This window comes from Bacillus sp. EB106-08-02-XG196 (genome assembly GCF_013396335.1).
GTDB lineage: Bacteria > Bacillota > Bacilli > Bacillales > Cytobacillaceae > Neobacillus.
Genome location: NZ_JABWSY010000006.1, coordinates 274,921 through 295,757, shown reverse-complemented (window position 1 = coordinate 295,757; position 20,837 = coordinate 274,921). Strand labels below are relative to the sequence as shown.

Genomic DNA, 20,837 nt, shown 5'->3' with positions numbered 1-20,837 from the left:
TATCACTCTATACTTCATCCTGTTATATTAATATATTATCGTTTTTTTTCACAAAAAAAGAAATCAGCCATAACAGCCAATTTCTTACTTTTCTTCTTCAAGATTAAGTCCTGCCAGTTTATAATATTCAAGCTTTTTCTCATTATAATGTGCGGTTAAAACATTGAATTCTTCATTAGCTTCAAATACCTTTTGATAGGTAGTATTTAAATCCGCAACATGTGCTTCAAGCTTGTCGTAAGAAATACTTTCTTCTTTAAGCATTAGATATAATTCTTTATCATAATCTAGCGCACTTGAATATTCCTTTGAAAGCCTGCTATGTAATTGGTATCTATTCTTCATTATTTTTGATAAATCTTCTGCTTTTTTCTTTTGGTCAGGTTCTTTTATAGTATTTATTATTTCTTCTGCTCTCTTAAATTCCGTTTTAGAAGCATTTATACTGTTAATTTCCATCTGTAAGTGGTTTTTCCTTTTTTCAATAATGGAAAGTGCTTCATCAGAAAGCGTGACAATCTTTTCATGCTGCTTCATCCCTAAAGCCATAATTTCATTGTATATTTCCTTTTCTTTCCTTTCTAACTTTGCAAGCGGCTCTTGCTGCTCTTCAAATTCTTTCTCTGCATCCACAACTCTTTCTAACACTTGATACAACTTTTCAGCTGAAGACTCCTTGCTAATGCAGCCGGATAATAAAAAACCACTAATTACTACCGCTAAAATAATGCCTGTAATTCTAAAAATAGACAAGTCGCAACCCCCTTACTGATAACAATTCCTACTATATCCATACTTCTTATTTTTGACAATATCCCCTGAAAATTCTCTATCATTAATCAGAATAATTGTTGATACTTACAATTAACTTTTGTGGAATAGTCTGATAGACTAATGAATATCAATATCTTTAGTTTATAAACAGGAGTGAATCAATCATGTTAATGATGGATGATATCATTCGAGACGGCCATCCTACACTAAGAAAAGTAGCAGTTGAAGTACCTATGCCGCCATCGGAGAAAGACAAAAAAACACTTGAAAGCCTATTAGAATATGTAAAGAATAGTCAAAATCCTGAAATTTCTTCACAATACGGATTACGACCTGGAATCGGTTTAGCTGCACCACAAATTAACGTTTCCAAACGCATGATTGCTATTCACCTTCACGACGACAAAGGAAGCTTGTATAGCTATGCATTGTATAATCCCAAAATTGTCAGCCATTCAGTCGAAAAAGCTTATTTAGTTTCTGGGGAAGGCTGTCTTTCTGTAGATGAAGACATTCCTGGATACGTAGAAAGGTTTGCTCGAATTACTGTGAAAGGAATTTCGCACGAAGGCGAAGAGGTGAAGCTTCGCTTAAAGGGTCTCCCAGCCATTTGCTTTCAACATGAAATTGACCATTTAAACGGAATTATGTTTTATGATCATATTAATAAAAAAGACCCTTTTAAACCAATTGAGGGTGCAATCGCAATAGAAAGATAAAAAAGGCGCAAGTGCTCTGTCTCTTGCGCTTTTTACTATTTATATCAGTTTTACTTCCTTCAATCCATTCCAGATTCCATCTTCCGATACATCTGTAGTAACGAAATTTGCAAGTGCCTTAGCCTCGGGAACACCATTCCCCATTGCAACACCCGTTCCAACGGCTTTAAGCATTTCTAAATCATTTAAGCCATCACCAAATGCATAAACATCCTTCAAGTCAAACCCTAATCTGTCAATCATTTTCTTTATCCCTTCAGCTTTAGATCCACCTTTAGGTAAAATATCAACTGAGTAGGGATGCCATCTGATAAAATCAAATTCAGGGTAGTTTTCAAAGTAGAACGTCTCCTCGTTCTCTTTACAGAAAAGTAAGGATTGATAAATCTCATTTTGGACATAGAAAGATTTGTCCTCATCGGGATGTGGAAATAATAAGCTGCCCATACTTGTTTCAATAAATGGATGGTAATGAGTAGTTGCCTTCATGGTTAACTCATTCATAAATATCAATGGGTGTTCGTTAGTCTTTGTATCCAGCAGAAATCTTTCTAACTCAGATTGTTCTAGCGGATTCTTATAAATCGCTTCGTTTTCAAACACAACATACTGCCCATTAAAACTTACAAAAGAATCAATATCCAGTTCTTTTTTTAAGCTTGTAAACATAAAAGGCGCTCTTCCGGTTGCAATCGCTACAAATACACCATTTTCCTTTAATAATTGGATTGCTTTTTTTGTGCTCCTTGGGAGTTTCTTTTCTTGATCGAGCAATGTTCCGTCTATATCAAAGAAAACAATTTTTTTCATATAATTCTAACTCCTCTTTGCTTTTTCAATTATGATTAAGCTTTACAATAATTTCTCTATAAACATTAATCATAACAAGAATAATTGTCAATTCATAAAACTTTCATCATTCTACCATGTTTATCCATGAAAGATTTCTTGATTATTCCATATAATATTAGTATAAAAATCCTAAAATAAAAAAAAATCTAGAATATCTACCATGGCTTGCTTTACATTGGACAAGGATCGTTTAAAATAGGAAGTAAGGAGATGATCCACTATGTTAAAGAAGCTAAGAAAGAAGCTCTTAAAACAGTGGAAAGATTTACTACGAAAAAAATCAATTGCTTAACAACAACTTTTTTCGAGCCCTTCAAACTTGCGAAGGGCTCATTCCTTATTGTAAATTGATTATCAGTGTATTTATTTACATATTTTTCTATAAGTCCATATGCTTACTTTTTAGGCGAAAAGTGAAATTAAATGAAAAAAATGTAATTATTTAATATAATAGAAAAAGTCATGATCGATTAAGGAGCGAATTATTATGGTATTTAAAGTTTATTTTCAAGAAAGAGTTACTGAAGTCCCTGTTAGAGAAAAAACTAAGGTTCTCTATGTGGAGGGAGAATCGGTTAGAGATGTTCGCAAGAAAATTGCAGATCGTGGATACAACGTTGAATTTTTACAAGAAGTGACAGGTGCATTTTTAGAATACGAAAAACAAAATGAAGATTATAAAGTATTGGAGATTTGATAATTTATGAAATTTGTAAAAAATGACCAAACTGCCGTTTTTGCCTTAGGCGGTTTGGGTGAAATCGGAAAAAACACATATGCAGTTCAATTTCAGGATGAAATAATACTAATTGATGCCGGGATTAAATTCCCAGAGGACGAGCTATTAGGAATTGATTATGTCATCCCGGATTACACCTATTTAGTTAAAAACGAGGACAAGATCAAAGGATTATTCATTACTCACGGACACGAAGACCACATTGGCGGCATTCCTTATTTATTAAGAGAAGTAAATATTCCAATCTATGGCGGGAAACTTGCTTTAGGGTTAATTAAAAATAAATTAGAAGAGCATGGCCTCTTAAGGACCGCAAAACTAATTCCCATTCAAGAAGACGATGTGATAAAATTCCGCAAAACGTCTGTTACTTTTTTCCGAACAACACACAGTATTCCTGATTCTTATGGAATTGTCGTGAAGACTCCTCCAGGTCAAGTTGTCCATACAGGGGACTTTAAATTTGACTTTACACCTGTTGGTGAACCGGCAAATTTAACGAAGATGGCAGAAATCGGTAAAGAAGGCGTATTGTGCTTACTTTCAGATAGTACAAACAGCGAAATTCCTGAATTCACAATGTCTGAACGTCTTGTTGGTGAAAGCATTGATGATATCTTCCGAAAGGTCTCTGGCCGGATTATATTCGCAACCTTTGCATCTAATATCTATAGACTGCAACAAGTTGTGGAGGCTGCCGTTGCAAACGGAAGAAAAGTAGCCGTTTTTGGTCGAAGTATGGAATCAGCCATTAATATAGGTCAAGAATTAGGGTATATCGTTGCACCAAAAGAGACATTTATTGAAGCGAACCAAATTAATCGACTTCCTGCAGATAAAGTTACAATTCTATGTACTGGAAGCCAAGGCGAAGCTATGGCTGCTTTATCTAGAATTGCTAATGGAACACATAGACAAATACAAATTATCCCGGGCGATACAGTGGTATTCTCATCTTCCCCTATTCCAGGGAACACAATTAGTGTAAATCGGACGATCAACATGTTATTTAGAGCAGGTGCTGAAGTTGTTCACGGGAAACTAAGCAACATTCATACTTCTGGTCATGGTGGTCAAGAGGAACAAAAATTAATGCTGCGCTTAATAAAGCCAAAATTCTTTATGCCGATTCACGGAGAATATAGAATGCAAAGAATGCACGCCAAACTTGCTGTCGACTGCGGTGTGGAAGAAGAAAATTGTTTTATCATGGATAATGGTGAAGTATTAGCACTTTCTGAAAACAGTGCGCAAGTAGCCGGGAAAATCCCATCCGGCTCTGTTTATATTGATGGAAGCGGTATTGGCGATATCGGGAATATTGTTTTACGTGACAGGAGAATCCTTTCAGAAGAAGGATTGGTCGTTGTGGTGGTTAGTATTAATATGAAAGACTTTAAAATCGCTTCAGGACCTGACCTTATTTCTAGAGGGTTTGTCTATATGAGAGAATCTGGTGATTTAATTAACGATGCTCAAGCTCTAATTACTAAGCATTTAAATAAAGTAATGGAACGCAAAACAAGTCAATGGTCAGAAATTAAAAACGAAATTACTGATACATTAGCACCATTCCTTTACGAAAAAACAAAACGCAGACCAATGATTTTACCAATCATTATGGAAGTATAAAAAAGGAAGCGCCTAGGCGCTTCCTTTTTTATTGTCTAGCGGCAGCACCTAGGCGCTGTCGCTTTTCTTATTGCATAACCTTCCGTTCAAAACGATCAATATCTTCGTCTGTACCAATGACTATCAACACATCGTTAGCAAGGATATCTTCATTTGCCTTTGGAGAAACGATGATATCCATTCCCCTTTTAATTGCAACAATATTTAACCCATATTTCTTTCGAATGTCTAAATCAATGATGGTATGACCGCTAATCTTACTGTTTGCTACAATTTCCACAATACTATGTTCATCGGATAACTCTAGATAATCCAACACACTGCTGGAAGCCATATTGTGGGCAATTCTTCTTCCCATATCTCTTTCAGGATGTACAACTTTGTCTGCGCCAATTTTCACAAGCACCTTTTCATGATAATCATTTTGTGCTTTAACCGTAATATGATTTACCCCTAACTCTTTTAATATCAGGGTGGTTAAAATGCTAGATTGAATATCATCACCGATTGCAACGATGACATGGTCGAAGTTACGAATACCTAGGCTCTTCAGAACTGCTTCATCTGTAGTATCACCTACAGCAGCGTGCGAGGCTATCATCGCGTATGCATTAACTCTTTCTTCGTTTTTATCAATTGCGAGCACTTCAAAACCTTCATCAGAAAGAGTTCGGCAAATACTCCCGCCAAATCGTCCTAATCCTATTACCGCAAAATTCTTTCTCATTAAAACTCCCCCAGGAAAATCAATTAACCATTTTCATTTTAGCATATCCAATTTAGTTGAATATACTAATTTAATGATTGTCGTTTCTTTTCTGTACTTTTTTGATAAACAAATAAATAAAAACTGTAACCATTGCCAGGATTACTAAAACAGGTAAATTACCAACGATAAAAACAATAAAACCTGAAATAGCTGCTAACAGCATGTTTGTACTTTTCATAAATTGTTTTTTTGTTTTATCCCAGGTATTAAGATCTTCATCTTCAAGATTAGGCACTATGACTTTATTTTCATAAAGTGAAATATGGATCGTTGAAAGTGAGGTCTGATTTTCTAGGTATTTCATTCTCCCTTGTATTGTTTCAATTTCCTCTTGTACTGCAGCGAGGTCAGCGGAAATTTTTAAAAGGTCTTCTGTCTTTTGTGCGGAATTCATGAATGAAGTTAACCGTTCTTCCACAACTCTTTTCGACTTTAGTCTTGACTCAAGGTCGACATACTCTTCGGTTACATCTGTTCCAGTAATATTTCTCTGTAGGACTTCTGCTGCCTGACCCTCAGTATCATGCAAAAAGGCTTGGAAATTCTTTTGGGGTATCCGTACGGTGATTTGTCCACTAACTTGCTCTATCCCATCCTTTGATACATTTGACTCAGATATATAGCCGCCATATTTTACTACTTGAGCTTCTATGGTCTGTAAAGTTTGTTCAAATTTCTTAACCCGGAGGTGTAAATCTGCTTGATAGATAACCATTTGATTAGGGACCTCTAATTCTGACTGCGCTGCTGCCTCTTGTTTTGTACTATTATCTAATGCTACTTGTGATTTTTCTTCCATACCAGCCTGTCCGGAATCCAATTCCGCACTTTTGTCACTACTCATCTTCGCTTCTTCACTTTTACTGTTAGAACTGCAAGCAGCTAGTAAAAAACACAGTGATATCAAAGCAAGTAATCTCACCGTTTTTTTCATGTAACTTACCCCCTTTTGTCTATTATTAATACCGACGATAAAATTTAGGGATGGTTACAAAAAAACAAAAAAAAGACTGCTCGTTGATAAAACGAGCAACCTCTTGTTTCTCACTTATTCTGTTTTTTCTAATTCATCTAATACCCGGTTAACTCTTTTTTCGAGCATTTTCATGCCGCTGCCGCCGGCTTGGAAATGGCGAAGTTTACCCTCACGGTCAAATACATAATAAGCTGGAACATATTGATTTTCAAATGTATCAGCTAGTTTATGTTCACTATCAACAAAAATAGGCTGATTAATTCCATGTTCTGCTGCAACTTGCTTGATTTGCTCCATATTTAAGTCTTCTTCCGACCTTGGCATATGAACCGCCACTACATTTAATTTGTCTTTGTATTGATCACGGAATTGATTAACTTGCGGCATAGCTTCTTTACATAAGTAACAGCTGACAGACCAGAAATGGATAAGAGTAGGTTTCTCTCCAACTAAATCCTCTCTTGTAACTTCCCCATTTAACCATTCAACTGCACCAGATAATTCTGGCATTGCCTCACGTAATTTCATGACGTATCCCCTTTTTAAAAAAAGACCTAACTAAAATTGTTAGGTCTCTTCTTTTTAATAATTTTCAAGATTAAGCATTAAGAGTTGCTTGTCCTGGCTTCCAATTTGCTGGGCAAAGTCCGCCAGTTTGCAGTGCTTGTAGTACACGTAATGTCTCATCTACATCACGGCCGATATTGTTGTGATTAACTACAGAATACATTAATTCACCTTCTGGGCTGATGATGAATAAGCCGCGAAGTGCAATACCTTCTTCTTCAATTAACACACCGTAATCGCGTGCAACCACATGGTTGGTATCTGCTGCTAATGGATAGTTTAGCTCACCCAGACCATTGTTTTTGCGGTCTGTATTGATCCAAGCAAGGTGAGTATGAATGGTATCAGTAGAAGCACCGATTACAACTGCATCAAGATCATCAAATTCTTCATAACGATCTGAAACTGCTGTGATTTCTGTTGGACAAACAAAAGTAAAGTCCATTGGATAGAAGAACAAAACAGTCCATTTGTCGTTTTTCATGTTCTCTTCAAGGCTTACCTTTCCAAATTCTTTGTTCGGTAAGACTGCGTCCATTTCAAATCTAGGCGCTTGCTTAGCTACCATACGTTCTGGCATGTCTAATCCCTCCAAATGATTAATTAGTTCCTTCTTTGGTTTACCCTTTTTTCATAAAGAATAAACGACGATATGTAACAATCTTTTCTAATTTTCAGTTTAACATTTTTAGACAAAAGAATGAAATAATACGCTTTTAATCATCAATATTTATCAATTTCCTTGATATGATAGATAACTGGTGAGTATCTTTATAGCTACTTCTATTGCTTCTTCCTTTGGATTTAATTTAGCATGGTGGAGGCCATACGGGGAATCCACTCCCAGCCAAAACATTAAACCCGGTATTTCCTTTAACATGTAACCGAAATCTTCACCTGTCATGGCTTCTTTGCATTCAATAACATCAATAGTGGTCTGTTCCTTCATAAATTGAATGAAGTTCCTTGTAATATTCTCATCATTGTATACCTGGTGGTACATCGATCCATAATCAATAACGGCTTCACATTCAAAGCTGGTTTCTATCCCTTTTACAACAGCATTGATTCGTTGTTTGACCTTATCCATTGAATCATCAGAAAGGGTTCTAATCGTTCCCTCAAGCCTTGCCTTTTCAGCAATAATATTTTGCACTGTGCCACTAGTAATTTTGCCAATTGTAATCACTGCACTATCTAATGGATTTACATTACGGGAAATGATTGTTTGCAGCTGACCTACAAGTGAACATGCTGCAATTACCATATCATTTGTTAAATGTGGATAGGCAGCATGCCCACCCTTCCCTATTAAATCGATAAAAAGTTCTGAAGTATTTGCAAACAATAACCCCTCTTTTAGGGCAATAGATCCGACAGGATATTCTGGGGCGATATGCAGGGCAAAAATAATATCTGGCTTCCATTCCTGCATGGTGTCAGTTTTTAGCATTGGTTCTGCACCGCCTGGCCCCTCTTCAGCAGGTTGAAAGATAAATAAAAGATCATCCTCAATTGGATTTTGTACAAAGTGTGTTAAAACACCAAGAGCGATACTCATATGAAAGTCGTGACCACATGCATGCATTTGTTCCTGATGGGTTGAAGAGAATTCTAATCCTGTTTCTTCAACAATCGGCAGACCATCAATATCGGCACGATAGCCAATTATTTTTCTAGGATGTAAACCGTTAACCTTAACAAAAAGTCCTGTTTTCCATTTTTTTATGGTAACTCGCTCTAGTGATAAGGTTTCTAAATATGATAACAAATATGCTTGTGTTTTATATTCTTGAAATCCTAATTCAGGAATAAGATGCAGGTCACGTCTTATTTTAACAAACGGGTTCATTCATTTTTGCTCCTTTACTAGAGAGAAAGCGTGGATGCTGTCCACGCTTTACTTTTTCTTACATTTATAATTGGCGAAGTTCTTGCATGATTTCGGTTTTTGATTTTGTCTTCTCATCAATATCCTTAATTTTTCTTGCAGGGGTTCCGGCAACAACTGTATACGGAGGAACATCCTTCGTAACTACCGCACCAGCAGCAACTACTGAGCCTTGTCCCACTCTGACACCTTCTAATACTACTGCATTTGCACCAATTAGGACATCATCTTCGATAATAACAGGCTGTGCGGATGGCGGTTCGATAACACCAGCTAAGACAGTACCTGCTCCAATATGACAGTTCTTCCCAACAGTTGCTCTGCCACCAAGTACAACACCCATATCGATCATCGTTTTTTCACCAATAACAGCGCCAATATTAATGACAGCACCCATCATGATAACAGCATTATCACCAATTTCAACTTGGTCTCGAATCGTTACACCTGGTTCGATACGAGCATTAATATTTTTAGTATTTAATAATGGAATCGCTGAATTGCGGCGATCATTTTCAACTACGTAATCTTCTATTTTTTCCTGGTTTGATTCTAACGCAGGGTTAATATCAGACCATTCTCCAAAAACAACCCCAGTGTTTCCATTAATAAAAGTTTTAGAATTGCTTCCAAAATCGATACCTTCTAAATCACCTTTTACATAAACCTTTATCGGCGTTGATTTTTTGCTGTTTTGAATAAAAGAAATAATTTCATTTGCATCCATCATTTTCATATTTGTACCTCCAAATTTAATTAAAATTTACTTTACCAAACAAAGGTTTGGAAAACAAGAAAAATGTTAACAAGTATTAGCTGCTAATGACCGCTATGTTCTTTAATAAGGTCCACAAATGCCTGTACCTGTTTAAGTTGAAAGGATGACTCATAGGCTAATAACCATGTATCACGTATTAGGGAATCACCATTTTCATCAAGTAACGGAATCTTGTAAATTTCCTTTTCGGTGTTATTTAACGTAATGCCCGGTAAGATGGAATATCCTAAACCATTGAAGGTTAATTGCTTACATGTCTCAATTTGATCAACAATGATTGTTCTTTTAGGTGAAGTTTTGAATTGACGCATCCACCAATCTTGGATTTCTTGATAATAATTAGAATCACTTTTAAACTGGATGAAAGGTCTATCCGTTTCTAACAGCTGTTCAGGTCTGGTAATATCTCGATCCACCAAGAAAAGCGGGTCGCTAAAAAGTTTTATTTTAACCCCTTTCCAATCTGGCAATCCTCGAATGATTCCGATATGTACTTGGTCATCGTAAAGACTTTTCAGTATTTCACTGCTCCACCCCGTAATGAGTGAAATTTTTGCTTGCGGATATGTATCACTATATTTTTTTAAAACGGGTGGCAGCCAATTTTGACCTACAATCGAAGCAACTGCAATCTTTAAGGTACCTGATACCCCCGATTGAAGAGAATGTATACTTTCCCGGACCTTTTCTTCTTTAACCAGCACCTCATTGACAAATTGAATGACATGTTCTCCAGCTGGAGTAAGTGAAAGTCCTTTTTGAGAACGGATAAAAATTCTCGTTCCCCATTCTTTCTCTATCGTTTGCAGACGCTGCGAAAGCGCAGGCTGAGATACGAATAGCCTTTCAGAAGCTTTTCGCATATTCATTTCTTGAGCTAAAATTGATAATAAATGAAATTCAGATATTGAGGACAAAACCATCCACCTTTATGCTTTATTAAACAACCGCATTACTTATTATATAGTGAATATTAAAACATTTCATTAGTAAAGGTTTCTTTTTTTTCAGAAAAATACTCTGCAGCATTATACAGAGCCTTTTTTATATTTAGGAATAAATGAAATCAGAATTAAACTAACTATTGCAAAGGTAAGAACCACATAATATACCCAATGTAATGATTGAGTCAGCCCTTCCTGAAGTAGTTCTCTAGCTGATCCAGATAAAGTAGAGCCCTCATCTTCCTTTAATAAAAGGTTTGCAGAATCCACAGTAAGTTTTTCCTCAGATTGTTTGGAGTTATCACTAAGAAAATTGCCCAGCCGATTATTGAGAATTCCACCAAGTAAGGCTGCACCAATTGTGTTTCCTAAATTCCTCATAAACATATTGGCTGCTGTTGCGATTCCTCTTTGCTGCCAGCTTACTGTTGCTTGAATGGAGACAATAAAAGCGGTTGAGGTTAAACCCATACCTACGCCAACAATAAGAGACCCTAATGCAGCCCAGAGCGGCCCAGAGGAGCCTGTCATCGTGACAAATACTATACTGCCGATAATTAAGGCGCCACCTCCAATAAGGGAGGTTTTACGGTATCCCAATGAAATAAGCATCCTTCCAGAAAGCGTCGAAGCAATTGGCCAGCCAATGGACATTGCTGTTAATGTAAATCCTGCAACGATTGGTGTTTGTTCCATTACCCCTTGAACAAATGTAGGAAGAAAACTTGAAATTCCTATCAACATTATACCGGTTGTTAAAGAGGTTACATTCGCAATAAAAATAGATCTTTCCTTCCAAATATTAAAGGGCATTACAGGTTCTTTTGCCCGTCCTTCGTGATAGACAAACAGACTAATCGTAATAATAAATAAGACAATTAAGCTGACAATTTGCCAGGAGCCCCATGACCAACGTCCTCCACCCTCCACTAACAAAAACATTAATGAGGAAATAGACAGTGTTAATAAGAATGCACCTATGTAATCAATTTTATGCTTTTTCTTTTCAACGTTCTCGTGAAGGTAAAATCCTATACCAATCAAAGAAAGAATCCCAAGTGGGATGTTTATCCAAAAAATATAATTCCAGCTTACGTATTGGACGAGTAATCCACCTACTGCTGGTCCTGTAACAGCAGAGATTCCCCATACACTTGCTAAATACCCCTGAACTTTTGCTCTTTCCTCAGCAGAGTAAATATCACCAACAATAGTGGTTGCAATCGGAGTAACCGCACCTGCACCAAACCCTTGGATTAATCGAAAAATAATAAGTGCTTCCATCGATGTTGCAAAACCGCAGAGGATGGATCCAATTAAAAAGATAATGATTCCAATAAAGAGAATAGGTTTTCTGCCGAATAAATCAGATAATTTCCCATAAATCAGGACCGTTACCGCATTCATTAATAAATACGCTGAAAAAACCCAGCTGTAAAGAGTAAAGCCACCTAAGTCAGCAACAATAGCTGGCATGGCCGTTGAAACGATCGTTGCTTCAATCGCTCCCATAAACATCGCTAGCATTACGGCTGCCAAAACAAGCGGTCTATTCGTCTTTCCACTCTTTGATTTAGAAAATGGATTAGCCATCACTACACCTCATGTTTCTCAATAAAATAATACAGCCCCCATATGGGAGCCTTATTTTTCACTTTTATTCATCTTGTTTACGTCCAAATTCAACTGCATTAACACTGTACTTCGAGGCAATATTCCTTCAAAATAACCATCTTCCGTATCAACACAAAGAAAAGGATGGTTTACTAAGAGCCTCAGACAGGTTTTGATTGAAGCAGTAATGTTTACTCGTGGAACAGATATATTCATAACCTCTTCCACTCTTTTTTTTTCTAATTGTTCAAATTCAATCCTTTCAAGTCCAAGAATTGAATCCATAATAATAGGTGTACTAATAAGACCATGTAGTTTATAATGCGGATCTAGTACGGGTATAGCCGTATATCCACTTTTAGTTAGGACTAATAATGCATGCTCGAGATTATTTCCAACCTGTACATGAGCAACACGCTCAGAAGGTATCATTAATTTTCGTATATCTATTTCTAAAAATTCACCACTGTGAAGACTAATCATCGCCGAAAACTCCTCAATGTTTGTTTTACCACATGTATATTCTACCATAGTTTTCGGAGAACTGGTTTTTTTTATGAAAAAGTAATAAATAAGAAATTTCGATATAAAAGAAAAAAATTAGGAACCGTTGCCGGCTCCTATTGAATTAAATCAAAAATTTCAATTGTAATCATGTCTACATTATCAAATTGATAGCGTTTTGGCTTTTCCTTTTCATTATATATTTCTAATTCAAATGTTTCTGTTTTTGGATGAAATGTTACTTGACACTTTCTTTCGCCATTTACTTCAAAATAGCGTTGTGCCGGCTCACCCCCATTAGACTGTTCCTGAAGGTTTTTTAACCGTGTTAATATCCCTTGAAGCTGTGACATATGCTCCGTCTCCTTTCAAACACAAGCAAACTTTCTACTGTTATGTTTCTCTTTTCGCATATTTCTATCCTTATGGATTTTTTCCAGCATAATTTCATCTGGTGAATATGCCAATATTAAAAGAATAAAATAACAGACAGCATCTGTCCATGTAAAAGTGAAAAAAGTGGAAACTTTTTTTTATTTATTTGAATTAGCTTTCTTCAAAATAGAATCAGGTATATTATTATACAAAAATTCATCCACCTTCCAGCCTCCATCGACTTTTCTTAATAAAACCCCCTCTAAATGATCTTCATAGCCAACTGGACCATCTGTAGCGGCAGGGAAAAATTCAAAAACATAAATGCTATCAGGAGAAAAGATTACTTTTGTCTTATCAGAATAGTGGAAAAAGGGAATATAAAAAAGTGCAAAATCTGAACCATATGTAACAAATTTCCCTTCTTCTTCAAAAACGTTCTCTTTCCAAAATAACTTTTGATAACCTTCAGAAAAGTAGGGATGTAATAAATCATTAATTTCTTCTTTTGTTCTAACCTGTTCACTCAAAGAGACCTGAACTTGAAAGGCTTCCTGAAGCATGCTAAAAATCTCTTTTTTAGTACTTAGATTTTCTTTTGCTGTTGGAGACAAAGGTATTAATAATAAAACGACAAGAAGTAATAGTAAAGTTTTCTTCATTTTCCTTTTCCTCCTCCCGGTAAAAGATTTAGGTTATTATTCATTTTAACAACAAATATTCCTGATAATTGCAAAAATAAATCGCAAAAAAACATCAGAAATAGACATTAACCCACAAATTATTAAAATTTCTAAGGTAACTCCCCGAAAAATCTTTATAAAAAATAGGCCTCAATGAGGCCCTATCGAAAAAAAGTGATTGCAACAAAAAGGATGATAAATAGAACTAGGGTAAAAAATATTCCATATGCCCAAAAAATCGGATTGCTCAAATAAATATGTCTTTGTACTGGCTCAGCTATTTTTGTATCCAGTTCTCCTTCAACTGCTTTTTTCTGTCTGGCCACTGACAATGTATAAATAAGCGAAACCGCAAGAATTCCAACAATAACTATTGAAAGAGCATTAACAAACAGATTCATGAGCGATTTCTCCTTTAATAATGTTTCTATTAAAATTCCACCGTATGAATTATTTTATACTCGTAAAGTTATAACAATTGGTCATTCTCGAATAAATACTGATAGGTAATATCAATAAATAAGTAATCACTTCCGTTTATAGGAATAGAGAAAGTTCGGATCGTCTCCCCAGTCTCGATATCACTGTATAAATCAGATAATATCCCCTTACGTTCATTTCTCATTTTAATGATATTTTCTAAAAAATAGGGACGCCAGCTCCAATTCTTTTCAATATATTCTTTTTGGGAATACCAGCCGCTCTCACCCTTAAAAATATTCGAGGATTTCTGAAAACCATCTTCATCACATACATACATCCGAAATGCAATTTGATCCATTTCTTTAATGAGCGAAGAAAACAACTCTTCATAATTAGCCTTTTTGTTCTTAATTAATATATCTTGTACTTTATTTTGAAAAAATTCTGCTGCTGAATATATTGCTTCCAGTTTCCTTTTCTCATATGCGATAAATTCATGGAATTTCCCTTTTAAACGCTGTTTTAGTAATTCACGCTCTATAAACTCCCGGGCAGGGGGATGCAGATAAAATCCTTGATAATATCTCCCGCCATTTTTCCATGCAAATTGAAGCTGATAACTCATTTCTATATTTTCAAAAAGTAATGTGGCTCCAATTTTCCTTGCTAATAATGATAAAGAAAACAAGACATCCGTAAAGCTTGCAGCCGTTGCATTTGATTTTAAAGCACGTAAATTTATTTTTATGATTTCAGGACCTAATTGGCCAATACGTTCAAAGAAATTTGTGTCACTATTTATACTTGCAATAGCAACTTTTATCCCATACGTTCGATAATATTGTAATAAATGATCTAGCTGACTAAAATCACCCTTATATTTACCTTCAGAAATTTCAAGGACTATTCTCTTTAAATTCAAGCCTCTTTTTTCAAAAGCCAGCAGTTCTTGTAAAAATGGCTCTCCATGTCGATACATGAGTAAATCGGCATCACGATTCAAATAGATACTAACATCATCTTCAAGATCAAATGCACGTTCTAACGCTTTTTGAACTAATAATTGGTCAACTTCGAATTTGTATTCGTCTGGAATACTATCATCATGGAAAAAGCTGCCCAAGCTGATGATGCTGCCCTCTGATTGATATCTACCTAAAACCTCATAAGCAATTACACGCTGCTCATCGGCACTAAAAATTGGTTGAAAATAAGGAATGACATTTTCAAGATCCGTTAGGATATCCAATGCATCCATTTATGCACCCTCCGCAAAAAAGATTTTCCTCATTATACCATAACCTTATATACAATACGCTCAACTTGCACATCATGTTCTTTTCCAAAAGAATACCATCATAGGCATTTCGAAACTGCCGAATGATAGTACCAAGTCCATAGAATGGAGGATAACAATTGAAAAAACTTTGCTTGTTAGTATCAATCCTTCCACTGTTTGGATGTAATAATGCATATGAAACAGTTTCTAAACAGCCAGATTCGCAAAACTACACAGAAATTTATGAACAAGTACCAAGACCTGAAATTCAAAAAACTAGAAATACCACCACTAATAGTGAAAATAAACCGAAGCCTATTACAAAAACAAACCAGCCAGTATCACAACCAGCTAAAAAGGATTCAATGATGCTGGATGTTGTCTTGATTAAACAAAATCCTGAGTTACGATATGGATGTGAAGTAACAAGCCTTGCGATGGTTTTAAACTTTGCTGGTGTGAAAACAGACAAAATGGATTTGTATCGCTCTATTCAGAAAGATCCTGACCCTATCAAAAGATCTTCTAATGGTGATATATTAAATTGGGGCAACCCTGCGGATGGTTTTGTAGGAGATATGACCGGTAAGCAGGCAGGTTATGCAGTATTTGATAAGCCAATGGAAGCACTTGTTAATCAAAAACTCCCAGGCAGAGCTGTTAACTTAACAAATCAGCCCTTTGAACGAGTTCTAGAGCATGTCTCTGCTGGTTATCCGGTAGTGGTATGGACAACAGGAGATTATCGATTACCCGATCGCTGGGAGTCTTGGTATCATGGACAGCAAGTTATTAAAACACCATTGGATTTGCATGCCGTTGTCCTAGTGGGTTATGATGCAAATTATGTTTATTTGAATGACCCTCTTTCTGGCAGAAAACAAGTAAGAGTTGGAAAAGAAAATTTTATCTCTTCCTGGAAAGCACTTCAAAGCAGGGCGGTAAGTTATAAATAGAAAAGTATCCAAAAGGCTGCTCAGACTGTCGAGAAACTCTCGACAGTCTTTTATTTTGGCTCTTCTATAATAGAATGTCGTTTTTTGTATACAAACGGACCGTTCCTTTCCGCTACAGGTGCTTGCTATCAATATTGATAATGGCACAATCTTTCAGAAAAGAAGACTTTATATCAACAACTTTTACGACTCACCGCGTTAATTTAGTACAATATAATTAATATTAATTGAACGGTGGATTAAATGTTTAAGCCAAAAAAAGAGATACAAAATGAAGCAGAATTTGTTTTTATTGATGATTTGGTGCCACAAGATCATCTTCTGAGAGGAATATAAATCTAATCCTAAAAAGTGTATCGACTGTCCACTCCTACAGGAGTGGACAGAGTCTAAAAATAAAACAAAAGTGGTTACAGACATGTTTGGGAGGAACATAAAGAGAAGGTTCGACTTAACCGACTTTCGAAGTCCGGTAAAATACTTTACAAATTTAGAAAAGAAAAAGTAGAGCGAAGCTTCGCAGATTCGAAAGAACTGCATGGGCTTCGCTATTGTAGGTTACGTGGGTTGCATAATGCGAGTGAACAAGTGTTACTCACCGCAGCATGCCAAAACATGAAAAAAATTGCCACACTCTTAACGAGGCTAGAGAAAGTGTGTGGCAATTCTAATTTAATGCTCCCCTGTTGATTGGAGCGGAAGGTGCGAAGACTCCTGCGGGAGTACGGGGCAGGGGGAGACCCCGCAGGCGCTTCAGCGCCGAGGAGGCTTCCCGGCACGCCCGCGGAAAGCGAAGCACCTGGAGTGGAAATTAACAGGCCATCTAGCAGGCACGAATTTTTTTAAAAATCGTAGGTTAGACTCTAATAAAATATAAAATTGCCGAGAAAAATACCCTTTCTCGACAATCTGAGCAGCCAAAAGGCTGCTTTTTATTAGGAATTTTTTATATATTTTAGAATATGAACTATTGTATACCTTTTTATCAAAAAATTCATTCTACCTTTTCGCTTGCAAAATTGTCCATTTTTAAAGAAAATACGAATGACTCTATTTTTACACAGAAAAAAATTGGAGATAGGTTGGTAATTAAATTATGCCTAAAAAAATGAAAAGGAGATCTTTCCTGAAAAGTACCTTTGGTACACTTCTTACAGTTTTCGGTCTTGGTTCAGGCGGTTACTTCTATGCCAATCGAATTGAACCTTCACTTCTTGAAATAAATCACCTTGAAATCAAGCACTCGTTAATTCCTGCAAGTTTTACTGGAGTAAAAATTGTTCAATTTAGCGACACACATTTAGGTTTTCATTACAATATAAACCAATTAAAGAAATTAGTTGACAAAATAAATCAACTACAGCCTGATTTGATTTTTTTTACAGGAGACTTATTGGACGAGCCAAATAAATATAATGAAATAAATAAAGTTCCTCCAATTTTGCAGCAATTAAAAGCAACAATCGGTAAATATTGTATTTATGGAAACCATGACCATGGTGGCTATGGTTCAGAAATTTATAAAAATCTTATGGAAATGTCTAATTTCACCCTCCTGTTAAACGAATCCCTCCCTATTAAGCAAATGGATGGAAGTTATATTTCTCTATTAGGTATAGACGATCGAATGCTGGGCAGACCTGATTTACAACTAGCAATGAAAAATGTACAAGAGAGCTCGTTTAAACTTCTTTTATCTCACGCCCCTGATGTTGCCGATGAAGCCTCCGCCTATCAAATACATTGGCAGTTAAGTGGACATAGTCATGGAGGTCAGGTGAAAATCCCTTTTGTGGGGGCTCTCGTCATTCCACCTTTTGCACAAAATTATCCCGAAGGGTACTATTCCATTGGTGAAATTAATCCATTGTCGTTATATGTTAATCGGGGTATCGGCACAACACGACTCCCATTTCGGTTCATGGCAAAACCAGAACTAACTGTATTTACCTTAATTTCAACGGAAACAGATTAAAAAATCCTTACCCAATAATCGGCAAGGATTTTTTAATTGCTTCTGCTATTTCCTTTAAGATTTTTTCTTGATAAAAACTTTTCCTCTAGCTCTTTTGCGGGGATTGGCTTTGAATAATAATACCCCTGAATCTTATGGCAATTTGCATTCTTAAGGAACTCCACTTGATCGCTATTTTCTACACCTTCAGCAATTACCTCTAATCCGAGGCTTCTCCCTAGGTGGATAATCGTAGACGTAATCGCTGCTGCTTTTTCATCATCAAGAATATCTCTAATGAAAGAACGATCTATTTTCAGCACATCTATCGGAAAGCATTTTAAATAGTTCAAGGAGGAATACCCAGTTCCAAAATCATCTACTGAAATGGTAATTCCAAGTTGCTTTAATCTCTTTAGAATGGGGATCGTTTCAGTTGTATCCTGCATAGCACCCTCTGTAATCTCAATTTCGAGTGAGGAGGCTGTAATACTATATTTCTTAATCATGGAACGAATAACATTAACAAGATTATGCTGTTGAAATTGGATTGCAGAAATATTTATAGCAACCCTGATATCATGATAGCCAAGGTTATTCCAATGTTGAATCTGCTTGCATGTTTTTTCAATTACCCAATGGCCAATCGAAATAATTAAACCGGTATCCTCTGCTAATGGGATAAAGAAACTTGGAGAGATCCACCCGAACTCTGCATTATTCCACCTGAGAAGTGCCTCAAAACTAGCTGTTTCACCAGAATTTATATCAATTTGAGGTTGAAATACCAAATGCAGTTCGTCCTTATCAATTGCTTTACGCAAATTTGTCTCTAATGTCACTATATTTGTGAAAACAGTATTCATATCACTTCGATAAAACTGATAATGTGCTTTTCCTTTCTCTTTAACCCTAAACATTGCCTCATCCGCATTTTTGATGAGCATTTCTGCATCCTTTCCATCATTCGGATACATGCTTATGCCAATGCTTGGTGAAATGTAATACTCCTGTGAATTGTAGTAAAAGGATTGGACAAATTGTGCAAAAACCTTTTGAACAAATTTAACTGTTGACTCACGGTTTATATTGACTAGAAGGATGCTAAACTCATCTCCCCCTTGTCGATAAACAAAACAGTTCTCATTTTGAAATTGTGCTAAGCGTTCTGAAACTCTTTTAAGAATTTCGTCACCAGCTATATGACCAAGTGTATCATTTAAGAATTTAAAACGATCCAAATCGATTGAAAGTAAGGCAAATTCCCTCCTTTTTGTTTCAGAACGATTGATGAGGTCATTTAGATGTTCTAGCAAGGCTCGTCTGTTTAACAATCCGGTTAACTGATCATGAAAGGCCATAAATTTAATTGTTTCCATGTTTTTTGCTTGCTCTGAAACATCTTTACACATAACGTAAACACCACTAATTTCACCATGAATAACAATGGGGACCGTTTTAAGATGTACAATGAGTAATTGGCCATTACTATGTAAGAGTTTATAATTTAAGGATTCTAAAGCATACCCTGTATATGTTTTTTCTAATTGGGCTTTAAATTCAACCATATCTCGTTCATTTATAAGGTTATAAATAGGCTTATTCATCATTTGCTGTTCTGCATAGCCTGTCATTTTAATTGCTGCGGGATTGGCCTCAAGAATTTGCCCATCAAGACTTATCATAAAAATAGCATCTAAATTATTATCCACAATGGAGCGGAATCGTTGTTCACTCTCGATAATCTTATTTTTCTCAATCGACCATGCTGTAACATCCCTTGTAACCGCTACCACATAGCTAATCCGTTTTTCCTCATTAAATATTGGGGTAAGGATGGTTTCCCCATAAATTTTTCTGCCATCTTCAAAATAAAAAACATCATCGAAGCAAATAATTTCTTTTTTTTGTGATAATTTTAGGTAATTTTTTTGTAGATTGATGGCGAATTCATAGGGAAGAACCTCTATCATCGTTTTACCAATAATATCTAATGGAAGGTTTGCTTTTTTCAAACCCGCCTCGTTAACAAACAGATAACGAAAAGAGGGACCCTCTTCTACCTTCATCACATAAACCATATCCTGGAGATGCTGAAATATTATATCAAAAATAATTTTTTGGATTTTCTTATTAACAGTATCCATTATTAATTCTTTATTAGATTCTTTTTTGAAATCCATTTTCTCATCCTTTAAACGTAAAAAGTTCTCATTTTTTACAATAATGTTTTTACTTTCTTGTATTTCTATTTTACAATTAAATCATAATAAAGATAAATAATTTAAAGAAAATAAAGACTATTTCACTAAAACTTCTAAATTGTCAATTATATCTTAAGTTGACCGTAAAAACCTAAAATAATATATGGAAATTATAGGAAATAGGTTTACTCTGTTTTTAATTAG

21 protein-coding genes and 1 pseudogene are annotated in these 20,837 nt (G+C 35.7%); 6 read left to right on the top strand and 16 right to left on the bottom strand.

Annotated features, from left to right (window positions below; all coding sequences use genetic code 11):
• Positions 1–84 precede the first annotated feature (84 nt).
• The gene (locus tag MLOOGBEN_RS11935) at positions 85–753 is read right to left on the bottom strand and encodes a YkyA family protein (protein ID WP_179158461.1); all 669 of its coding nucleotides are present in this window, start codon (positions 751–753) and stop codon (positions 85–87) included.
• Between the two features lie 185 nt (positions 754–938).
• On the opposite strand from MLOOGBEN_RS11935, the gene def reads away from it, so the two are divergent.
• Entirely contained in the window at positions 939–1,493 is a 555-nt protein-coding gene (def, locus tag MLOOGBEN_RS11930) for a peptide deformylase (RefSeq protein WP_179158460.1), read from the top strand.
• 39 nt (positions 1,494–1,532) lie between these two features.
• Here def and MLOOGBEN_RS11925 read toward each other — a convergent pair whose 3' ends face one another.
• Positions 1,533–2,303, bottom strand: coding sequence for a Cof-type HAD-IIB family hydrolase (locus MLOOGBEN_RS11925; protein WP_179158459.1), 771 nt, complete (start codon positions 2,301–2,303; stop codon positions 1,533–1,535).
• Positions 2,304–2,832: 529 nt separating this feature from the next.
• Here MLOOGBEN_RS11925 and MLOOGBEN_RS11920 point away from each other — a divergent pair.
• Both MLOOGBEN_RS11920 and rnjA read left to right on the top strand, forming a co-directional pair.
• Complete coding sequence (locus tag MLOOGBEN_RS11920; RefSeq protein ID WP_179158458.1) at positions 2,833–3,042, top strand: DNA-dependent RNA polymerase subunit epsilon; 210 nt, start codon at positions 2,833–2,835, stop codon at positions 3,040–3,042.
• A gap of 6 nt (positions 3,043–3,048) precedes the next feature.
• Positions 3,049–4,716 (top strand): ribonuclease J1, encoded by a 1,668-nt coding sequence (gene rnjA, locus MLOOGBEN_RS11915; RefSeq protein WP_179158457.1) that lies wholly within the window; start codon positions 3,049–3,051, stop codon positions 4,714–4,716.
• Between the two features lie 67 nt (positions 4,717–4,783).
• Here the strand turns inward: rnjA and MLOOGBEN_RS11910 are convergent, their stop codons facing one another.
• The 13 genes from MLOOGBEN_RS11910 to MLOOGBEN_RS11850 form a co-directional block, all read right to left on the bottom strand.
• Positions 4,784–5,443, bottom strand: a complete 660-nt coding sequence (locus MLOOGBEN_RS11910; protein ID WP_179158456.1) for a potassium channel family protein — start codon at positions 5,441–5,443, stop codon at positions 4,784–4,786.
• 70 nt (positions 5,444–5,513) lie between these two features.
• On the bottom strand, positions 5,514–6,419 hold the full coding sequence (locus MLOOGBEN_RS11905; protein ID WP_179158455.1) for a DUF4349 domain-containing protein: 906 nt from the start codon (positions 6,417–6,419) through the stop codon (positions 5,514–5,516).
• A 114-nt stretch (positions 6,420–6,533) separates the two neighbouring features.
• Positions 6,534–6,989: a TlpA disulfide reductase family protein gene (locus MLOOGBEN_RS11900; protein ID WP_179158454.1), complete on the bottom strand. Its 456-nt coding sequence runs from the start codon at positions 6,987–6,989 to the stop codon at positions 6,534–6,536.
• 70 nt (positions 6,990–7,059) lie between these two features.
• A complete protein-coding gene (locus MLOOGBEN_RS11895) occupies positions 7,060–7,608 on the bottom strand; it encodes a peroxiredoxin (RefSeq protein ID WP_179158453.1) in 549 nt (182 codons plus the stop codon).
• Between the two features lie 153 nt (positions 7,609–7,761).
• Positions 7,762–8,880: an N-acetyldiaminopimelate deacetylase gene (locus tag MLOOGBEN_RS11890; protein ID WP_179158452.1), complete on the bottom strand. Its 1,119-nt coding sequence runs from the start codon at positions 8,878–8,880 to the stop codon at positions 7,762–7,764.
• Positions 8,881–8,944: 64 nt separating this feature from the next.
• Positions 8,945–9,655 (bottom strand): 2,3,4,5-tetrahydropyridine-2,6-dicarboxylate N-acetyltransferase, encoded by a 711-nt coding sequence (gene dapD / locus MLOOGBEN_RS11885; RefSeq protein ID WP_179158451.1) that lies wholly within the window; start codon positions 9,653–9,655, stop codon positions 8,945–8,947.
• 83 nt (positions 9,656–9,738) lie between these two features.
• Positions 9,739–10,614, bottom strand: coding sequence for a transcriptional regulator CcpC (locus tag MLOOGBEN_RS11880; RefSeq protein WP_306430738.1), 876 nt, complete (start codon positions 10,612–10,614; stop codon positions 9,739–9,741).
• Positions 10,615–10,725: 111 nt separating this feature from the next.
• Complete coding sequence (locus tag MLOOGBEN_RS11875) at positions 10,726–12,234, bottom strand: MDR family MFS transporter (protein WP_179158449.1); 1,509 nt, start codon at positions 12,232–12,234, stop codon at positions 10,726–10,728.
• A gap of 51 nt (positions 12,235–12,285) precedes the next feature.
• Entirely contained in the window at positions 12,286–12,738 is a 453-nt protein-coding gene (cbpB, locus tag MLOOGBEN_RS11870) for a cyclic-di-AMP-binding protein CbpB (protein WP_179158448.1), read from the bottom strand.
• Between the two features lie 137 nt (positions 12,739–12,875).
• Entirely contained in the window at positions 12,876–13,112 is a 237-nt protein-coding gene (locus tag MLOOGBEN_RS11865) for a YkuJ family protein (protein ID WP_045515459.1), read from the bottom strand.
• A 180-nt stretch (positions 13,113–13,292) separates the two neighbouring features.
• Positions 13,293–13,796: a DUF3993 domain-containing protein gene (locus MLOOGBEN_RS11860; RefSeq protein ID WP_179158447.1), complete on the bottom strand. Its 504-nt coding sequence runs from the start codon at positions 13,794–13,796 to the stop codon at positions 13,293–13,295.
• A 182-nt stretch (positions 13,797–13,978) separates the two neighbouring features.
• Positions 13,979–14,218 (bottom strand): hypothetical protein, encoded by a 240-nt coding sequence (locus tag MLOOGBEN_RS11855; protein ID WP_179158446.1) that lies wholly within the window; start codon positions 14,216–14,218, stop codon positions 13,979–13,981.
• Positions 14,219–14,286: 68 nt separating this feature from the next.
• On the bottom strand, positions 14,287–15,498 hold the full coding sequence (locus tag MLOOGBEN_RS11850; RefSeq protein ID WP_179158445.1) for an EAL domain-containing protein: 1,212 nt from the start codon (positions 15,496–15,498) through the stop codon (positions 14,287–14,289).
• A 158-nt stretch (positions 15,499–15,656) separates the two neighbouring features.
• On the opposite strand from MLOOGBEN_RS11850, the gene MLOOGBEN_RS11845 reads away from it, so the two are divergent.
• From MLOOGBEN_RS11845 to MLOOGBEN_RS11835, 3 genes and pseudogenes are all read left to right on the top strand, one after another.
• A complete protein-coding gene (locus MLOOGBEN_RS11845) occupies positions 15,657–16,475 on the top strand; it encodes a C39 family peptidase (protein WP_256989056.1) in 819 nt (272 codons plus the stop codon).
• Positions 16,476–16,803: 328 nt separating this feature from the next.
• Positions 16,804–17,165, top strand: a pseudogene (locus tag MLOOGBEN_RS11840) (transposase); the annotation flags it as partial.
• A gap of 406 nt (positions 17,166–17,571) precedes the next feature.
• Entirely contained in the window at positions 17,572–18,450 is an 879-nt protein-coding gene (locus MLOOGBEN_RS11835; RefSeq protein WP_179158444.1) for a metallophosphoesterase, read from the top strand.
• 32 nt (positions 18,451–18,482) lie between these two features.
• Here MLOOGBEN_RS11835 and MLOOGBEN_RS11830 read toward each other — a convergent pair whose 3' ends face one another.
• Positions 18,483–20,612 (bottom strand): EAL domain-containing protein, encoded by a 2,130-nt coding sequence (locus MLOOGBEN_RS11830; RefSeq protein WP_179158443.1) that lies wholly within the window; start codon positions 20,610–20,612, stop codon positions 18,483–18,485.
• Positions 20,613–20,837 lie beyond the last annotated feature (225 nt).

Coding starts and splice junctions, on each gene's coding strand:
- def (WP_179158460.1), top strand. CDS start 939: ATGTTAATGATGGATGATATCATTCGAGACGGCCATCCTACACTAAGA.
- MLOOGBEN_RS11925 (WP_179158459.1), bottom strand. CDS start 2,303: ATGAAAAAAATTGTTTTCTTTGATATAGACGGAACATTGCTCGATCAA.
- MLOOGBEN_RS11920 (WP_179158458.1), top strand. CDS start 2,833: ATGGTATTTAAAGTTTATTTTCAAGAAAGAGTTACTGAAGTCCCTGTT.
- rnjA (WP_179158457.1), top strand. CDS start 3,049: ATGAAATTTGTAAAAAATGACCAAACTGCCGTTTTTGCCTTAGGCGGT.
- MLOOGBEN_RS11910 (WP_179158456.1), bottom strand. CDS start 5,443: ATGAGAAAGAATTTTGCGGTAATAGGATTAGGACGATTTGGCGGGAGT.
- MLOOGBEN_RS11905 (WP_179158455.1), bottom strand. CDS start 6,419: ATGAAAAAAACGGTGAGATTACTTGCTTTGATATCACTGTGTTTTTTA.
- MLOOGBEN_RS11900 (WP_179158454.1), bottom strand. CDS start 6,989: ATGAAATTACGTGAGGCAATGCCAGAATTATCTGGTGCAGTTGAATGG.
- MLOOGBEN_RS11895 (WP_179158453.1), bottom strand. CDS start 7,608: ATGCCAGAACGTATGGTAGCTAAGCAAGCGCCTAGATTTGAAATGGAC.
- MLOOGBEN_RS11890 (WP_179158452.1), bottom strand. CDS start 8,880: ATGAACCCGTTTGTTAAAATAAGACGTGACCTGCATCTTATTCCTGAA.
- dapD (WP_179158451.1), bottom strand. CDS start 9,655: ATGAAAATGATGGATGCAAATGAAATTATTTCTTTTATTCAAAACAGC.
- MLOOGBEN_RS11875 (WP_179158449.1), bottom strand. CDS start 12,234: ATGGCTAATCCATTTTCTAAATCAAAGAGTGGAAAGACGAATAGACCG.
- cbpB (WP_179158448.1), bottom strand. CDS start 12,738: ATGATTAGTCTTCACAGTGGTGAATTTTTAGAAATAGATATACGAAAA.
- MLOOGBEN_RS11865 (WP_045515459.1), bottom strand. CDS start 13,112: ATGTCACAGCTTCAAGGGATATTAACACGGTTAAAAAACCTTCAGGAA.
- MLOOGBEN_RS11860 (WP_179158447.1), bottom strand. CDS start 13,796: ATGAAGAAAACTTTACTATTACTTCTTGTCGTTTTATTATTAATACCT.
- MLOOGBEN_RS11855 (WP_179158446.1), bottom strand. CDS start 14,218: ATGAATCTGTTTGTTAATGCTCTTTCAATAGTTATTGTTGGAATTCTT.
- MLOOGBEN_RS11850 (WP_179158445.1), bottom strand. CDS start 15,498: ATGGATGCATTGGATATCCTAACGGATCTTGAAAATGTCATTCCTTAT.
- MLOOGBEN_RS11835 (WP_179158444.1), top strand. CDS start 17,572: ATGCCTAAAAAAATGAAAAGGAGATCTTTCCTGAAAAGTACCTTTGGT.
- MLOOGBEN_RS11830 (WP_179158443.1), bottom strand. CDS start 20,612: ATGGATTTCAAAAAAGAATCTAATAAAGAATTAATAATGGATACTGTT.